This is a genomic window from Janthinobacterium leeuwenhoeki, assembly GCF_051380795.1.
Classification (GTDB): Bacteria; Pseudomonadota; Gammaproteobacteria; order Burkholderiales; family Burkholderiaceae_D; genus Janthinobacterium.
In genome coordinates, this window is sequence record NZ_JBNYXT010000043.1 from 1 (window position 1) to 15,814 (window position 15,814).

General features: G+C 60.9%; 10 protein-coding genes. All 10 read left to right on the top strand.

What is annotated here, in order from left to right:
* Window positions 1-146 precede the first annotated feature (146 nt).
* The 10 genes from ACQ4WS_RS22925 to ACQ4WS_RS22970 all read left to right on the top strand — a co-directional run bounded on the left by ACQ4WS_RS22925 (window position 147) and on the right by ACQ4WS_RS22970 (window position 15,710).
* Window positions 147-551 (top strand): response regulator transcription factor, encoded by a 405-nt coding sequence (locus tag ACQ4WS_RS22925; protein WP_436479319.1) that lies wholly within the window; start codon window positions 147-149, stop codon window positions 549-551.
* Between the two features lie 58 nt (window positions 552-609).
* Complete coding sequence (locus tag ACQ4WS_RS22930) at window positions 610-1,530, top strand: diguanylate cyclase (RefSeq protein WP_436479320.1); 921 nt, start codon at window positions 610-612, stop codon at window positions 1,528-1,530.
* 83 nt (window positions 1,531-1,613) lie between these two features.
* Window positions 1,614-6,968: a PAS domain S-box protein gene (locus ACQ4WS_RS22935; RefSeq protein ID WP_436479321.1), complete on the top strand. Its 5,355-nt coding sequence runs from the start codon at window positions 1,614-1,616 to the stop codon at window positions 6,966-6,968.
* Between the two features lie 30 nt (window positions 6,969-6,998).
* A complete protein-coding gene (locus ACQ4WS_RS22940; protein WP_436479322.1) occupies window positions 6,999-7,253 on the top strand; it encodes a hypothetical protein in 255 nt (84 codons plus the stop codon).
* 302 nt (window positions 7,254-7,555) lie between these two features.
* The gene (locus ACQ4WS_RS22945) at window positions 7,556-7,909 is read left to right on the top strand and encodes an ElaB/YgaM/YqjD family protein (protein WP_436479323.1); all 354 of its coding nucleotides are present in this window, start codon (window positions 7,556-7,558) and stop codon (window positions 7,907-7,909) included.
* Between the two features lie 236 nt (window positions 7,910-8,145).
* Complete coding sequence (locus tag ACQ4WS_RS22950; RefSeq protein ID WP_436479324.1) at window positions 8,146-10,557, top strand: catalase; 2,412 nt, start codon at window positions 8,146-8,148, stop codon at window positions 10,555-10,557.
* A gap of 142 nt (window positions 10,558-10,699) precedes the next feature.
* A complete protein-coding gene (locus ACQ4WS_RS22955) occupies window positions 10,700-11,320 on the top strand; it encodes a helix-turn-helix transcriptional regulator (RefSeq protein ID WP_436479325.1) in 621 nt (206 codons plus the stop codon).
* A 151-nt stretch (window positions 11,321-11,471) separates the two neighbouring features.
* Entirely contained in the window at window positions 11,472-13,166 is a 1,695-nt protein-coding gene (locus ACQ4WS_RS22960; protein ID WP_436479326.1) for an MFS transporter, read from the top strand.
* Window positions 13,153-14,319 carry an HlyD family secretion protein gene (locus ACQ4WS_RS22965; protein ID WP_436479327.1) on the top strand — a complete coding sequence of 389 codons (1,167 nt, stop codon included), beginning with the start codon at window positions 13,153-13,155 and terminating at the stop codon, window positions 14,317-14,319. Before ACQ4WS_RS22960 ends, ACQ4WS_RS22965 begins: the two co-directional genes overlap by 14 nt.
* Window positions 14,316-15,710, top strand: a complete 1,395-nt coding sequence (locus ACQ4WS_RS22970) for an efflux transporter outer membrane subunit (RefSeq protein ID WP_436479328.1) — start codon at window positions 14,316-14,318, stop codon at window positions 15,708-15,710. The genes ACQ4WS_RS22965 and ACQ4WS_RS22970 overlap by 4 nt, the downstream gene beginning before the upstream one ends.
* Window positions 15,711-15,814: the final 104 nt, after the last annotated feature.

Below are 15,814 nucleotides of genomic sequence, written 5' to 3' on the forward strand. Positions count from 1 at the left end.
CGCCAGCGGCGCCACTCGCGCCTCGGCAATGTTCCGCCCGCGTTGTTCGCTGAGAAATTCAGCAAACAGCCACGGGCGGCTTGAAACAAGAGTGTCCGCTATTGACAGTACACCTCAAATTCTCAACGAAAAGTCCGGGAAAACGTATGCCTGAGCCTTATGGTGTGAGTGTTTTTATTATTGATGACAATGAAACAACGCGTGCGGTATTGCGTATGATTATTCAGGGCGAGCTCTATCACGTGATCGGCGAAGCCAATAACGGGATTTCAGGCCTGGCGCGGGCGCGGAAATTGCGCCCTGATATTGTGTGCCTGGACATTGAGATGCCGGGCTACAACGGTTTAGATGTCCTGATGGAAATCAAAAAAACCTTACCCAATACGGCTGTTTTGATGGTGACTGGCAGTAATGACCGAGCAACCATCGTGACGGCAATTCAGCTTGGGGCCAGCGGGTTTATTTTAAAACCATTTAATTCTGGTATCGTGCTCGATACTCTGGATAAAACTGCTGCGCTCTTAAAGCCACATCTGAAAAGTAGTAGTTAATAGTGGAGCACGTGTGCTGACCGTGTGTTCCGTTGCGATACTTTATTGAGTATGCGATATGAATAGTTTAACTGAAGAGCAAAGCCGGATTCTGATTATTGACGATAGCGTCACTTCGATTCGGCTGCTAAGCGCGATATTGAAAGATCTGGGAAGAATCTGGTTTGCCACCAGCGGAGAGGCTGGCATCGCGCTGGCGCGCGAGCATCAACCACAACTCATATTTCTGGACGTCGAAATGCCGGTGATGAACGGCTATGAAGTATGCAAGCTGCTAAAGGAAAATGCTGATACGCGGGATGCATCGATTATTTTCATTACAGGACAATCGAGCATAGAAAGTGAAATCCAGGCATTAGAAGCGGGCGCCGTCGATTTCATTACCAAGCCCTTGAACCAGCCGGTCGTCAGGGCGCGTGCGTGCACACAACTGAAGGTACAGCGTCAGGCGGCAGCATTGCTCAGTTTGGCCAATCGAGATGGACTGACCGGGCTGTTTAATCGCCGCTATTTCAATGAGATGATCGAATTGGAATTTTTGCGCCATAAACGGCAGGGCCTCTCTCTTGGCCTGGCATTTATTGATATCGATCACTTCAAGGCATTTAATGATGGCTACGGGCATTTGGAAGGGGATACTTGCCTGAGCATGGTAGCCCAAACCATCGAGTTGGGAACAAAACGCCCCGGTGAAATCGTTGCCCGTTATGGCGGCGAAGAATTTGTGGCCATTTTGCCGCATACGACACTGGAAGATGCGAGAAAATATGGCGCATGGCTGTGCGAAAAAATTTATGCTTTGAAACTTCCTCATCAGTTTTCTTCCTGCGGCAATGTCGTCACGATCAGTGTCGGCGTGGCAGCGTTAGTGCCGAGCGAAAAATGTACGATTCGACAACTTATTGATGCGGCGGATCAAGCACTGTATCGCGCCAAAGCGGCCGGTCGAAACAGGGTCATCGCATCAGATTCTGCATAAGCGATGATTGATCTCATCCGGTGCCACGGGTGGGCACCGGGGCCGCTCTGTCCGCGCTACCTATTGAATGAAAGGGTTATTGCGTGAGCCTTCTGAAAAACATTTCCACACGCAACCGCACCATCCTTATCGCACTCAGTTGCGCCTTGATGTTGGCGCTACTGACGACCCTGATATGCCTTATGGCAGGCGCAAATGAACGCGCCCAGGCGCTGGCATCGTTATCATCGCGCATGCAAGCTTCTTCTGGATTGCGGGTGGCGACCTTATCAAAAGAAATCGACCGGCTACGCCTGGATGTCCGCTTTCTGGCAGCGGTGCCTCCGGTACAGGGCATGGTGCGGGCCATGGGAAATGGTGGATACGATGCCGTCGAGAAAACGCCGGGCGCATTCTGGAGGACGAGTCTGCAGGAGATTTTCAGCAGCTATATCAAGACCAATCCCGCCCTGACCCAGGTGCGCTTCATTGGCGTGGCCAAGCATGGCTTGGAACTGGTGCGGGTTGATCGTCGGGACAACAACATCGTCGTTGTGCCAGTTGATCAATTGCAGTCCAAAGGCGACCGCGATTACTTTCAGTCGGTGCAGCACCTGGCGCCTGGCCAGGTCTATGTTTCCGACCTCAACCTCAATCGTGAGCGTGGCCAGCTCGAGCTCCCCCACGTCCGGACCCTGCGCACCAGTACGCCGGTGTTCGCGCCCGATGGAACCCTGTTCGGGATGATCCTCATTAATCTGGACCTGCAATCGGCATTCGCTGAGCTGGCCAGTAACTCGTCCAAGAACATTCACGTCTATCTGACCAATGCCCAGGGCGACTACTTGCTCAATCCTGATGGGCGTCACGTCTTTGGCTTCGAGCTTGGACAACGCTGGCGTTGGCAAGATGACCATAAGTTGTTATCCTCCGACGCTGGCCTTCCCCGCGCCATGCAGGTATTTTCTGGTGCCGATGGACTTGAAAATGCGTTTCAACGCACCATTGCGCTCGATGAGCACGATCCCCATCGCTTCCTCACGCTGACACTGGTGCAGTCAGATGCCGTCATCGCGGACAGGGTGGCGAGGACCGAACGCATGGTGCTGGCCATCATCCTGGGCGGCTTTGTTATCGCAAGCCTCATCGTCTATGTCTTCGTGCGCATGAAGGCGGCCGCTGGCGAAAAACGCGCGGAGTTGGCCTCGATCGTGGAAAGTGCGCATGACGCCATGATCAGTAAAACGTTGCAAGGCAAGATCACCAGCTGGAATCACGGCGCCGAGGAGTTGTTTGGCTACACCAGCGCAGAGGCGGTGGGCCAGCTATTGAGCAGCTTAATCGTGCCGCATGAATTTCTTGAGCAAGAGCTCGATATTTTGGCACGCGTGGGTCGAGGGGAGCGGATAGACAATCTGATCACCACCTGGCACCGCAAAGATGGCAGCCAGGTCGATGTTTCGGTGATGGTGTCACCGATACGCAACGGCCAGGGACTAGTCATCGGCGTTGCCAAGACGGCACGCGACATTAGCGCACAAAAGGCGATAGAAAAAGAAATACTCACCTTGAACGCTACGCTGGAGCAACAGGTCAGTGAGCGCACCGCTGAGATTCAAAGTTACCTTGTGGTACAGCAAGCTATTTTAAATAGTGCAGGATATGCCATCATCGCCACCGATCAAGCTGGCCTCATTACGGTATTTAATCCGGCCGCTGAAAAAATGCTCGGTTACAGTGCCAGCGAGACCATCGGCAAGCTCAATCCTGGAATTTTTCACGATCCGCTTGAGGTTGCTGATCGGGCGGCGCAATTTTCGGCCGAACTCAATGAAGTCGTCGTGCCAGGCTTTGACGTCTTCGTCATCAAAGCTTTGCGTGGCTTACCGAACGAATATGAATGGACCTACGTGCGCAAGGATGGGCGACACATTCCCGTCGTCTTGTGCGTGACGGCACTAAAAGCACAAAACGGCGATATCTATGGCTATCTCGGCGTGGCTGCAGACCTGAGCGCACGCCGCGCGGCCGAACAGGCACTCGAAGCCAACAGCCGGTTCTTGAATACCCTGAGCGCCAATATTCCGGGATTGGTGGGCTATTGGGACAGTGAGTTGCGCTGCCGGTTCGCCAATATTGCCTATCTGGATTGGTTTGGCAGAACCCGGGAACAGATGGAAGGCATGGGCATGCAAGAGCTGCTGGGTGAGGCAGTTTTCCAGCAAAATACCCCGTACATCAACGCGGCCCTCAAAGGTGAAAGCCAGACCTTTGAGCGTATCCTGACAAAAGTAGATGGCAGTAAAAAATGTACCTTGGCGCATTACATTCCTGACGTCGATCATGGCATGGTGCGCGGTTTTATCGTGCTTGTGACGGACATTACTGAGCTCAAGCAGGCCCAGATTGCCCTGGAAGTGCTCAATGATGACCTGCAATTGCGCTCCCGTGACCTGGAACGTACGGGCCAGATCGCCGGCGTGGGCGCCTGGACGGTGTATCTGAAGGAAAATAGAATCGTGTGGTCGGATCAAACTTGCCGCATGCATGACATGCCCACCGGCTACAACCCGACGATGGAAGAAGCCATCCATTTCTATGCCCCCGAAGCGCGCCCGGTCATCGAAGCGGCGTTGCAACAGGCCTTGGAAAAGCATACGTCTTGGAATATGGAGTTGCCGCTCATGACAGGGCAGGGCCGTCCGATATGGGCGCGCGTGGTCGGCGAGGTGGAGTTGGACGACAGCGGTCAGCCTTTGCGCCTGGTAGGCGCATTTCAGGATGTTACCGAGCGGCGCTTGGCCTCTGCCGCCTTGAGCGCAGCGCGCGACCAGTTGCTGATGGCGTCCGATGTAGCTGGCCTGGGCATCTGGACCTGGGTGCTGGCTGACAATGCCCTGGAGTGGAACGACTTGATGTATGCGCTGTACGACCAGCCCAAGTCACTCAGGCACACGGGCTTGAATTATGAACACTGGCGCGCTCGCGTGCACCCGGATGATGTCGAGGCGACGGCGGCCCAGCTGCAGGCCGCCGCCGAAGGGCGCGCTACCTTCGATCCTGTGTTCCGGGTGGTCCATACCAACGGCGATGTGCGCCATATCAAGGCCGGCGCGTATATTGAGCACGATGTCCAGGGCAAAGCGGTGCGGGTGACTGGCATCAATCTCGATGTGACGGACCATATCAAGATTGAATCGAGCTTGCGGGCGGCCAAGGAGTTGTCGGATGCAGCCAATCGCGCCAAATCGGAGTTTCTGGCGAATATGAGCCACGAAATTCGCACGCCCATGAATGCCATCCTGGGCATGCTGCAGCTACTGGCGCAGACCGGGCTCAATCATCGGCAGGGCGATTACGTCGGCAAGGCGGAGACTGCCGCGCGCGCTCTGTTGAGTATCCTCAATGACATTCTGGACTTTTCCAGAGTGGAAGCGGGTAAGCTGACGCTGGACCCGCATCCCTTCAACGTTGACCGGCTGTTGCGCGACGTGTCAGTGATCCTATCGGCCAATTTGGGTAACCGTGAACTCGAAGTGCTGTTTGAAATCGATCCGGCGATGCCGCGCTGGATCGTCGGCGACGCGCTGCGGCTGCAGCAGGTCTTGATTAATTTGGCCGGCAACGCCATCAAATTTACCGAACGGGGCGAAGTCGTGTTGTCCGTGGCGGTACAGGCGCAAGAGCCGGCCCGTCTGGCGTTGTCGTTTGCCGTACGCGATACGGGGATCGGCATCTCGCCGGAGCAATGCGCGCGTATTTTCCAGGGCTTTTCGCAAGCGGAGGCATCCACAGCGCGCCGCTATGGCGGCAGCGGCCTGGGCTTGGCCATCAGTGAGCGGCTGGTGCAACTGATGGGGGGCACCCTGGCAGTTAACAGCGTCGTCGGCCAGGGCAGCACATTTTATTTTACGATCGACTGCGCGCCTGCCGACGAGCCTGAACTGCAGGGACCGCAGGGACAGCAGGGTGGCACGCTCGACATGCAAGACTTGCATTGCCTGCTGGTGGACGACAATGCCTGCGCCAGACAGATATTGCTGGACATGTTGCAGTCGTTCGGCTGGTCGGTCGACAGCGCCAGTTGCGGCATCGACGCTCTGCGTCTTGTTGAGCAAGGTGCCAAGGACCAGGAATACGATGTGATCTTTGTTGACTGGCGCATGCCCGAAATGGATGGATGGGAAACGTGCGAACGGATACGCCAGTTGTTGCGGCCGGATACCTGTTCCATGGTGATGATGGTGACGGCGCATGGGCGCGAACTGCTGGCGCAACGACAAAGCCAAATGCCCAGTCTGTTTGACGGCTTTCTGGTCAAGCCGGTGACTGCGTCCATGCTCTTTGATGCCGTGGCCGAGAGCCGCGCCAGTGTGGGAAAAGTCATTCCTATCGCCGCGCAGCAGATGGTGAACCAGCAGCGCCTGGCTGGGCTGCGCATCTTGGTGGTGGAAGACAACCTGATCAATCAGCAAGTCGCCCATGAGCTGTTGAGTAACGATGGGGCCATGGTCTCTGTCGCCGCCAGCGGGCAGGCAGGTATCGACGCGATCGATGGCGCCGTTCACTTATTTGATGTCGTGCTGATGGACATACAAATGCCGGATATGGATGGCTATACCGCGACCCGCATCATCCGTCAACAATTCACCCAGGAAGCATTGCCTATTATCGCCATGACAGCCAATGCGATGCCATCGGATCGCGATGCAGCTCTGGCCGCAGGCATGAATGACCATGTCGGCAAACCATTCGACCTGGCGCAACTGATCGGGGTCATTTTGCAATATACGAAGCGCGCTCTGCCCCTCGATGCGGTGGTCACCTCAGATGGCACGGTGACAGATGAGATGGCTGATTTTGACGTGACATCGGCCCTGCGCAGATTAGGCGGAAGCATGCCTATTTATCAACGGGCACTCAAGGGCTTCATCCAAGAGGTGGGCAGCTTTGAATCGGCTTTTCGGACGGCCATTCAAGACAAGCAGTATAGTGATGCCCATCGTATATTGCATACCCTGAAGGGTGTTTCCGGGACCATCGGCGCCAATCGACTTACCGAGATGGTAATCAAAGAAGAGCAGTTATTGGAGCAACAGGCATCCAACGACGCCTGGCGTGAACTGGATGAATTATGGCTGCTGGCGGCGCAGGTAATCGAGGCGGCCAAGCAGTATCTGGCGCAGATGGCTCCGGCGACCAAGGCCCCCACGCCGATATCGGACATCGCAGTGCTACGTACTCGGATCCTGGAATTGCAGCAATTGCTCGCTGCTGGAGACCTGGAGGCCGACGACGCGTTCGCTCGCGTACAGGACGCGTTCGGCACACTGATGCCGGACGAATTTGCATTGATCGAGGAAAGCATTGAAGCGTTGAGTTATCTCAAAGCGAGCGAGCTATGCGAGCAACTATTGGAGACCACCAGGATCGCCCCTAGCGGCGATCTGGCGCATTGACGAGCTGCACTTGCGACGGGCCACACCAGCATGCGCAAACGGTGCCTGAGCGGCGTCGTGGCCTGTATCGAAAGACGCCGCTCTGGCGTCAGTGACGATCAATGGCAGGCCGATCAAGGCGCGCGTGCGACTCAGCCACGCACCAGCCCGACGGCAGGCACAGATCCGCAAAGCAATGGTCCCGGCATGCACGGCATCGACCAGGATCGCGTCGGCAGCCTGGTGGAAAGTTTGAATCCTGCGGCCATCAAGCCAGCCGGTAGGACGAACCCGCAGCTGGGCTAGTTGCGAGCGCGCTAGGCCTGCACACGGCGGCATGACGGCCTTGAGCCCCGCCTGCAGCCACAGGCCGGCGGCGATTGGTATTTCCCGCAGGAATATAAGTATGGGTCACAAGGTGTGGCAGCGCACGGTGGCGTGCGGCAGGCGCGGTTAAGGTGGTGTCAACAGCTTGCTGCTGATCCAGTATTTGATATGGATCACCCCGGCAGCGTTTAGCCGCTTCTTTTTCCCCGAAGCGAGGAGAATCATGATTCGGTCACGGTATCGAGCATGGTTGAAATTATTCACTGTTAAAGGAAACCATCATGAACGCGATTGAAAAAACCAGCTCTGATTTGAACGGCACCGCGCAGGATACCCGCCAGGACTTGCACCGCACCATCGACAAGGTGGCAAGCCAGGCCCAGCCCCTGGCCGACAAGGTGGCCACGCGCGCCCATGACGGCGTGGACCAGGTGGGCGACCGCATCGACCAAGTCAGCGACACCGTCAGCAAGGCTTCCGAAACGCTGATGGCCCGCGGCAAGCAATTGGGCGCCGCCTGCCAGCGCGCTGGCGAGACGGGCCGCGGCTACGTGCGCGAGCGCCCGGCCGTATCCTTGCTGATTGCGGCAGCGGCCGGTTATGGCTTGTCGAAACTGCTGGGTTCGCGTAAATAAGTTTGACGCTTTCCTGGAAGGCAATGTCGTGGGCGCTGTTCCCTGCACCGTCATGGCGCGGTGGTCCAGCGCCCACGCGCACAGTAGCAGGCAGTATACGAGAGTGATGCTGCGCTCCGTTTTGTTGTGCTTGATCGGCATACCTATCCCCATCATTATTTTGATTGCCCTGTTCGTGCGCTGAATGAGGGAGTTGTAGCGTTACTTCCCGGGGCAAACTACTCACAGGAGATGTAATGGCTAGCAACAAGAAAACGCCGTCCACGGACGGTGCGGGTTCCGTATTGAGCAGCATGTCCGGCCCATCCGATAGCAAGGCGCCACACAACCTGGGCGCGGAGAATGACGTGACCCGCACGCTGCTGCAAAAGACGGCCGCCGGCCAGCAACTGGCCGCCGCCATGGCCGTCAATCCCAAGGAAGACGGCCAGTATGGCGAGGCGGCGCGCACGCCGGTCGAAGGCGTGCATGTGGCAACGGGCGAACCGCTGGCCACGGCCAGCACCACGGGCGAAACGACAGCGTCTCCGAAGACGGGCGATGGTCAGCCCGCGCTGGGCGAGAATGCGCTCAATAGCTCGCTCGATGGCGCACGTAGCGACGATAGCGGCTGCGTGCTGACCACCAACCAGGGCGTGCCCGTCGGCGACAACCAGAATTCGCTGAAGGCGGGCTTGCGCGGCCCCACCCTGATGGAAGATTTTATCCTGCGTGAAAAGCTCACGCATTTCGACCATGAGCGCATCCCCGAGCGCGTCGTGCATGCGCGCGGTTCGGCTGCCCACGGTTACTTCGAATGCTACAAGGAGCAAAGCAAGCATACGCGCGCCAAGCTGTTCGCCAAGGCGGGCAAGCGCACGCCTGTCTTTGTGCGTTTTTCCACGGTGGCCGGCGAACGCGGTTCCACCGATACGGCGCGCGATGTGCGCGGCTTTGCCGTGAAGTTTTATACGGACGAGGGCAACTGGGACCTGGTCGGCAATAACATCCCCGTCTTCTTCATCCAGGATGCGATGAAATTCCCCGACTTGGTGCACGCCGTCAAACCCGAGCCGCACAATGGCATGCCGCAGGCGGCCAGTGCGCACGACACCTTCTGGGATTTCGCCTCGCTGTCGCCGGAAATCACGCACATGCTGATGTGGGCCATGTCGGACCGCGCCATCCCGCGCAGTTATCGGATGATGCAGGGCTTCGGCGTGCATACCTTCCGCCTCGTGAATGCCAAGGGGCAGTCCGTCTTTTGCAAATTCCACTGGTCGCCCATGGCCGGCACGCATTCGCTCGTGTGGGACGAAGCCGTCAAGATCAGCGGCGCCGATTCCGATTTCCACCGGCGCGACCTGTGGGAAGCCATCGAGTGCGGCGCGTATCCCGAATACGAGCTGTCCTTCCAGGTATTCACGGAAGCGCAAGCCGAAGCGTTCCCCTTCGACGTGCTCGATCCGACCAAGCTGATCCCCGAAGAACTTGTCCCGCTTGTCCCCGTCGGGAAAATGGTCTTGAACCGCAATCCCGATAATTTTTTTGCCGAGACGGAGCAGGTGGCGTTCTGCACGGCGCACATCGTGCCCGGCATCGATTTTTCCAACGACCCGCTGCTGCAAGGCCGCATCCACTCGTATGTCGATACCCAGCTGACGCGCCTGGGCGGCGCCAACTTCCATGAAATCCCCATCAATGCGCCGCTGGCGCCCGTGCACAACAACCAGCGCGACGGTATCCACCGTCAGGCCATCAACCGGGGCCGGGTCGCGTATGAACCGAACTCGCTGGCGGGCGGCTGCCCGTTCCAGGCGGGCGCGAAGGGTTTCAACAGTTTCCCCGCCTCCGCGGAAGGTGATAATGTACGCGGCAAGCCCGAAAAATTCGCCGAGCACTATGGCCAGGCGCGCCTGTTCTGGATCAGCCAGACGCCGGTCGAGCAAGACCATATCGTGCATGCGTTCCGCTTTGAGCTGAGCAAGGTGCAGACGGTGGCGATCCGCCAGCGCATCGTCGCCATGCTGCGCAATGTCGACGAGACCCTGGCGCAGCGCCTGGCCGATGGCCTGGGCCTGGCGCTGCCGCCCGTCATGCCGCGCGCCTCCCTGCAGCCGCTGCCGGCGTATCCGCCATCGCCAGCCCTGTCGCTCTTTTTCCGTCCCGGCAAGACGGGCATCCATACCTTGCGCGTGGCCATTCTGGTGGGGCCGGGCAGCGATGGCGCGCAGGTGCGCACTATTTATGCCGCGCTGCTGGCCGATGGCGCCGTGCCGCGCCTGGTGGGCAGCCACCTGGGCAAAGTCGACACCAGCGGCGGCGCGCCGCTCGACGTGGAAATCTCGCTCGAAGCGGGACCGTCCGTGCTGTTCGACGCCGTCGTGGTGCCGGACGGCCAGGGCGCCGTGCAGCAACTGGGCAGCGACGCCAATGCGCTCGACTTCCTGCGCCTGCAGTACCGCCACTGCAAGCCGATACTGGCCATCGGTGCAGGCAAGGACTTGCTGGACAAGGCTGGCGTGCCGGTGACACTGCCCGATGGCAAGCCGGATCCCGCCATCATCGTCGCGCCGTCCGGCGACGTGGTGAAAGCCGTGGCGGCCTTTAACAAGGCGCTGGCGGCGCACCGGGCGTTTGCACGCGAGACGGACCCGCCGCGGGTGTGAGGCAAGGAGCCAGCCTGCTGCATTACTGGAGTGGCGGCTTGCTGTCACCCCGCTGGCGGCATGGTGTCGTCGTATTTTTGTTGTAAACTCGGCATCCTTGGCTTCCTTTCTTTCTTATTGGAGCCTTACCATGGATGACGACATGAAAATTGATGCAAGCACCGTCCGGCGGCTACGCCCGGAGCGCGCCTGGTCGCAGGAGCAATTGGCGACCAGCGCCGACGTGAGTCTGCGCACTATACAGCGGGTCGAAGCCGATGGCAGCGCGTCCAATGAAACGCGCATGGCTCTGGCTGCCGTCTTCGGCATCGACGTGCGCGTGCTGTCGCTGCGTGAGCCGGCACCGCAAGACAGCCCTTTGCCTGTGGCGGCAATTTCCAGCGCGGCCCTCGCGCGCTATCGCGCCGCCGGCTTGCTGGCGCTGCTGGCGGCGGGCGCCGCGCTATTGTCCGCCTTGGACTGGCTACTGCCGGCCGCCATGCCTGTGGCCTGCATGCTGGCCGTCGCTGCTACGCTGTACGCAGGCCTGGGCTGGTACTTTACCGGGCAGGCTGCTCTGGCCACGCCGGCACGCCGCACGGCGCAATTCGGCTTTGTCTTTGGTGCCCTGGCCCTGCTGTTTGCCAGTTTCAGTGCAACGCCACGCGCCTTGGCTATGGCCAGCCTCCAGATGACACTGTTCGCCTGTGTCATCCGCTACATGGTCGACTGGTATTTTTCGCGCAGGCGTGACCGCAGTGGTATCGCGAAAACGGGGACGTGAGCGGCTGGACAACAGCTTCCATCAATGTAAACAATAAAAACGTCCTGCGGTGATATGCTGCTGACTAGAACTGTTCATTTGCAACTATTTGCTTGAAGGAAGCAAAGCAGCAGCAAAGAACGGCTTCAGCAAACCGGATCGCGATTACCGCATGGACAAGTACACACCTCGCACCTGGGGGCCGGGAGAACGCCCGACCTTGCCCGGGTCGCCATCGATGCCCGAACATTCGACGCCCAAGCGTGTCGCGTATTTCATCGTCGGCCTGATCGTGGCGCTGACGGGGGGACTGGGCAACGGCCTGGTGACGGCCAATCTGCTGAACCTGCAAGGTTCGCTGGCCGCCTATGCCTACCAGATGCAGTGGCTGCCGGCCGCCTACGTGATGACCATCGTGTCCATGAATCTGCTGCTGGTGAAATTCCGCCAGCAGTTCGGCCTGCGCCTGTTCACGGAAGCGTTCCTGGTGTTGTATGCGCTGGTGACGTTCGCCCACTTGTATGCCAATACCTTGCCGTCGGCGATCGCCGTGCGCGCTGCGCATGGCATGGTGGGTGGCGCGCTGGGGGTGCTGGGTCTGTACTACACCCTGCAGGCGTTTCCCGCGCGGCACCGCCTGAAAGGCGTGGTGCTGGGCCTTGGCTTTGCCCAGCTGGCGCTGCCCCTGGCGCGCATCTTCACTTCCGAACTGCTGCAGATCGGCGAATGGCACGGCCTGTACCTGTTCGAGCTGGGGCTGGCCCTGCTGGCGCTGGGCTGCGTGCTGGCCCTGAAACTGCCGCCCGGCGACCGCGTGCAAACGTTCGAGCCGCTCGACTTCCTCACCTTCATCCTGTTCGCGCCCGGCGTGGCTTTGCTGTGCGCGGTGCTGGCGCAGGGGCGCACGGCGTGGTGGATGGAGTCCGAGTGGGTGGGTGTGTGCCTGGCGTGCTCCATCGTGCTGATCGCCGCCTCGCTGGCCATCGAGCATAACCGCGCGCGCCCGCTGCTCAATACGCGCTGGCTCACCACGGGCAAGATCGCCAAGCTGTTTTTATCCGTGCTGCTGTTTCGCATCGTGCTGTCCGAATCGACGGGCGCCGTGGGCTTCCTGCAGGCGCTGGGCTTGAACACGGACCAGATGCAGAACCTGTTCATCGTGGTGCTCCTGGGCAGCGTGGCGGGCCTGGTGGTCAGCGCGCTGACGATCAATCCGGCGACGCTGAACCGCTCGCTGATGTTCGCGCTGCTGCTGATCGCTGTCGGCGCCCTGATCGACGCGCACGCCACCAGCCAGACGCGCCCCGTCAACATGTATGTCAGCCAGTTCCTGCTGGCCTTTGGCGGCACGTATTTCCTCGGTCCCACCATGGTGGCCGGCATGGGCGCCGTGATCGCCGAACCGCGCAACCTGGTGAGTTTTTCCGTGATGTTTACCATGACGCAGAACCTGGGCGGCTTGCTCGGTGCGGCCATCGTCGGCACCATCCAGACGGCGCGCGAAAAATACCATTCCAGCTACCTGGTCGAGCATCTCACCATGCTCGATCCGCAAGTGGCCGCGCGCGTGCAGTCGGGCGCCGCAAGCTATGGCAGCGTATTGGCCGACCCCACCTTGCGCAGCGCCCAGGGCGTGGCGCGCCTGGGCGCCATCGCCACGCGCGAAGCCAATGTGCTGGCCTACAACGATGTTTTTTTGATGATCGCCGGCGTCGCCATTGCCACCTTGGTCTGGATGCTGGTCAGCCAGTCCTGGACCCGCATCACCTCCGGCGCGCGCCGCCTGGTCGGTCCCGTGCGCGATGCGCAGACGGCCATGGCCATCGTCCCCATTACCAATTCGGAACCGAACAATGACAGAAAATAACACCACGCCGCCAGTACCTCCCACCGCACCCGCACCCGCCGCCTCCACGGCGCAACCGGACCGGCGCCACCAGTGGCTGTCCGCGCTGGCCTTTGCCTCTGTGGCCCTGGTGGGCGTGCTGATCGTGCTGTACGCGTGGCGTTTGCCGCCGTTCACCAGTCCCATCGTGACGACGGAAAACGCCACCGTGCGGGGGCAGGTGACCATCATCGGCACGCAGCTGTCCGGCTATGTGGTGGAAGTGACGGTGCAGGATTTCATGGATGTGAAGGAAGGCCAGCTGCTGGTGCGCATCGACGACCGCATCTACCAGCAGCGCTACGAGCAGGCGCAGGCGCAGCTGGCCGCGCAGCAGGCGGCGCTGTCGAACTGGGCACAGCAGAAAGCTAGCGCGCAGGCGGGCATTTCCGTCAGCGAGGCCGTCATGGCCAATGCGGAAGCGCAGGCGCGCAAGGCCAGTGCCGACCTGAATCGCGTGGAACAATTGGTGGCCGACGGTTCCCTGTCGCAGCGCGAACACGACCAGTCGCGCGCCACGCAGGCGCAGATGGCCGCGGCGCTGGCGCAGGCCCGCGCCAATCTCGACATCGCCCAGCAAAGCGTGCATAGCGTGGTGGTCAACAAGCAGGCTTTGGCGGCGGCCGTGGCGAACGCGCAGGCGGCCGTCAAGGCAGCGAAGATCGACCTCGATAACACGCGCATCGTGGCGCCATCCGACGGCCAGTTGGGCCAGGTGACGGTGCGCCAGGGCGCGTACGTGAATTCGGGCGCGCAGCTGATGGCGCTGGTGCCGCGCCAGATGTGGGTGATCGCCAATTTCAAGGAAACGCAGATGAACGGCGTGCAGGAAGGGCAGAGCGCCACCTTCCACGTCGACGCCCTGGATGGCGCCGTGCTGACTGGCCAGGTGGAGCGCATCTCGCCGGCCACGGGTTCTGAGTTTTCCGTGCTGCCGGCCGATAATGCGACGGGCAACTACCTCAAAATTGCCCAGCGCATTCCCGTGCGCATCCGCATCGATGCGGGGCAGGCAAATGCGCGCAGGCTCGTGCCGGGCATGTCGGTGGTGGTCAGCGTCGACACGTCGGCCGTGCTGAACGACTCGGCGGACAATCCGGCGCCACCGCCGGCGCCGAAAAAGGCCAGGCCATGAGGCGCCGCGCCTTGTTGATAGCCGGCGCGCTGGCGCTGGCCGGCTGCGCCGCCAACGCGCCACCGCAGCCCGCATCGGCACTGCAGTTGCCATCCGGCTGGCGCGCGCAGGCGGGCGGTTCACCGGCGGCGACTGAATCCCATGTCGAGCAACTGTGGTGGCAAGCCTTCGGCGATCCGGTCTTGAGCGACCTGGTGGGCGAGGCGCTGGCGCGCAATGGCGACTTGCGCGTGGCGCGCGCCCGCGTGCAGGAATACCGCGCGCGCCTGGCGCAGGCCGATGCCAACCGTGCGCCTAACCTGGCGTTCGATGGCTCACCCACGCGCACGCGCACCCTGGCATCCAGCGGCAAGCCGTATGTGACGAATGTCTTCCAGGCGGAACTGCAGGCCAGCTACGAAATCGATGTGTGGGGCCGGCTGGCCAGTCTGAGCGACGCTGCGGGCGAGAGTTACCGCGCCGAGCAGGCCAGCCTCGATGCGGCGGCCCTGTCGATCGCCGCCAGTGTGGCGACGAGCTACCTGAACCTGCGTGGCTTGGACGCGCAGCTGGCGCTGACGCAATCGACCCTGCAGCTGCGCGAACAGTCGCGCGAGCTGGCGCGCAAGCAGTTCGAGGTGGGCTACAGTTCGCGCCTGGAATGGCTGCAGGCGCAATCGGAATACCATGCGGCGGCCGAGCAGGTGCCGCAGCTGCAGCGGCAGATCTTCGAACAGGAAAACGCGCTGGCCATCCTCGTCGGCGGCAATCCCGGCCCCATCGCGCGCGGCTTGCCGCTGGCTGAGCTGGCAGCGCCTGGCGTGCCGGCCGGCTTGCCGTCCGAATTGCTGCGCCGGCGACCCGACATCGCGCGCGCGGAACACAACCTGGCGGCCGCCAACGCCAGCCTGGCTGCCACGCGCGACCAGCTGTTGCCCTCATTCAAGCTGACGGCGGCGGGCGGCGGGCAAGCCACAACCCTCACCGATTTCCTGCATGCGCCCACCGCCCTGTGGCGCCTGACGGCGCTGGCGGCCGGCCCCCTGCTCGATGGCGGCAGGGTGCAGGCGCAGACGGATGCGGCCGGCGCGCAGCGCGACCAGCTCGTGTATGCGTATGAAAACGTGGTGCGCAACGCCTTCGCCGAAACGGAAAACAGCCTGGGCGCCATCTACCGGCTGCGGCAGCAGGCCGTGGAAAACGACGCGCGCCGTGCCACGGCGGCGGATACCCTGCGCATCGCGCATAACCGCTACCGCAATGGCTACGCATCGTACCTGGAAGAACTCGATGCTCAGCGTACCTTGTACAGCGCCGACGTGGGACTGCTGCAGCTGAAGACGCGCATCCTCGTCGCTTCGGTCGACCTGTACCGGGCCATGGGCGGCGGCTGGTCGGCCAAGACGCCATAGGCGCGCGTGCCCGGCGCGACCGTTTGCCGCGGCCGGTGTAATATTCTGGCCAGGGAAAGCGGCGGCATGGTGTCAGCTGCTCCCGTCACGAACGAGGTCGCAGC

Bases quoted from the DNA above. Each gene is read 5' to 3' on its own strand.
- ACQ4WS_RS22955 (WP_436479325.1), top strand. From the start codon at position 10,700: ATGAAAATTGATGCAAGCACCGTCCGGCGGCTACGCCCGGAGCGCGCC.
- ACQ4WS_RS22960 (WP_436479326.1), top strand. From the start codon at position 11,472: ATGGACAAGTACACACCTCGCACCTGGGGGCCGGGAGAACGCCCGACC.
- ACQ4WS_RS22970 (WP_436479328.1), top strand. From the start codon at position 14,316: ATGAGGCGCCGCGCCTTGTTGATAGCCGGCGCGCTGGCGCTGGCCGGC.
- ACQ4WS_RS22950 (WP_436479324.1), top strand. From the start codon at position 8,146: ATGGCTAGCAACAAGAAAACGCCGTCCACGGACGGTGCGGGTTCCGTA.
- ACQ4WS_RS22940 (WP_436479322.1), top strand. From the start codon at position 6,999: ATGCGCAAACGGTGCCTGAGCGGCGTCGTGGCCTGTATCGAAAGACGC.
- ACQ4WS_RS22930 (WP_436479320.1), top strand. From the start codon at position 610: ATGAATAGTTTAACTGAAGAGCAAAGCCGGATTCTGATTATTGACGAT.
- ACQ4WS_RS22925 (WP_436479319.1), top strand. From the start codon at position 147: ATGCCTGAGCCTTATGGTGTGAGTGTTTTTATTATTGATGACAATGAA.
- ACQ4WS_RS22965 (WP_436479327.1), top strand. From the start codon at position 13,153: ATGACAGAAAATAACACCACGCCGCCAGTACCTCCCACCGCACCCGCA.
- ACQ4WS_RS22945 (WP_436479323.1), top strand. From the start codon at position 7,556: ATGAACGCGATTGAAAAAACCAGCTCTGATTTGAACGGCACCGCGCAG.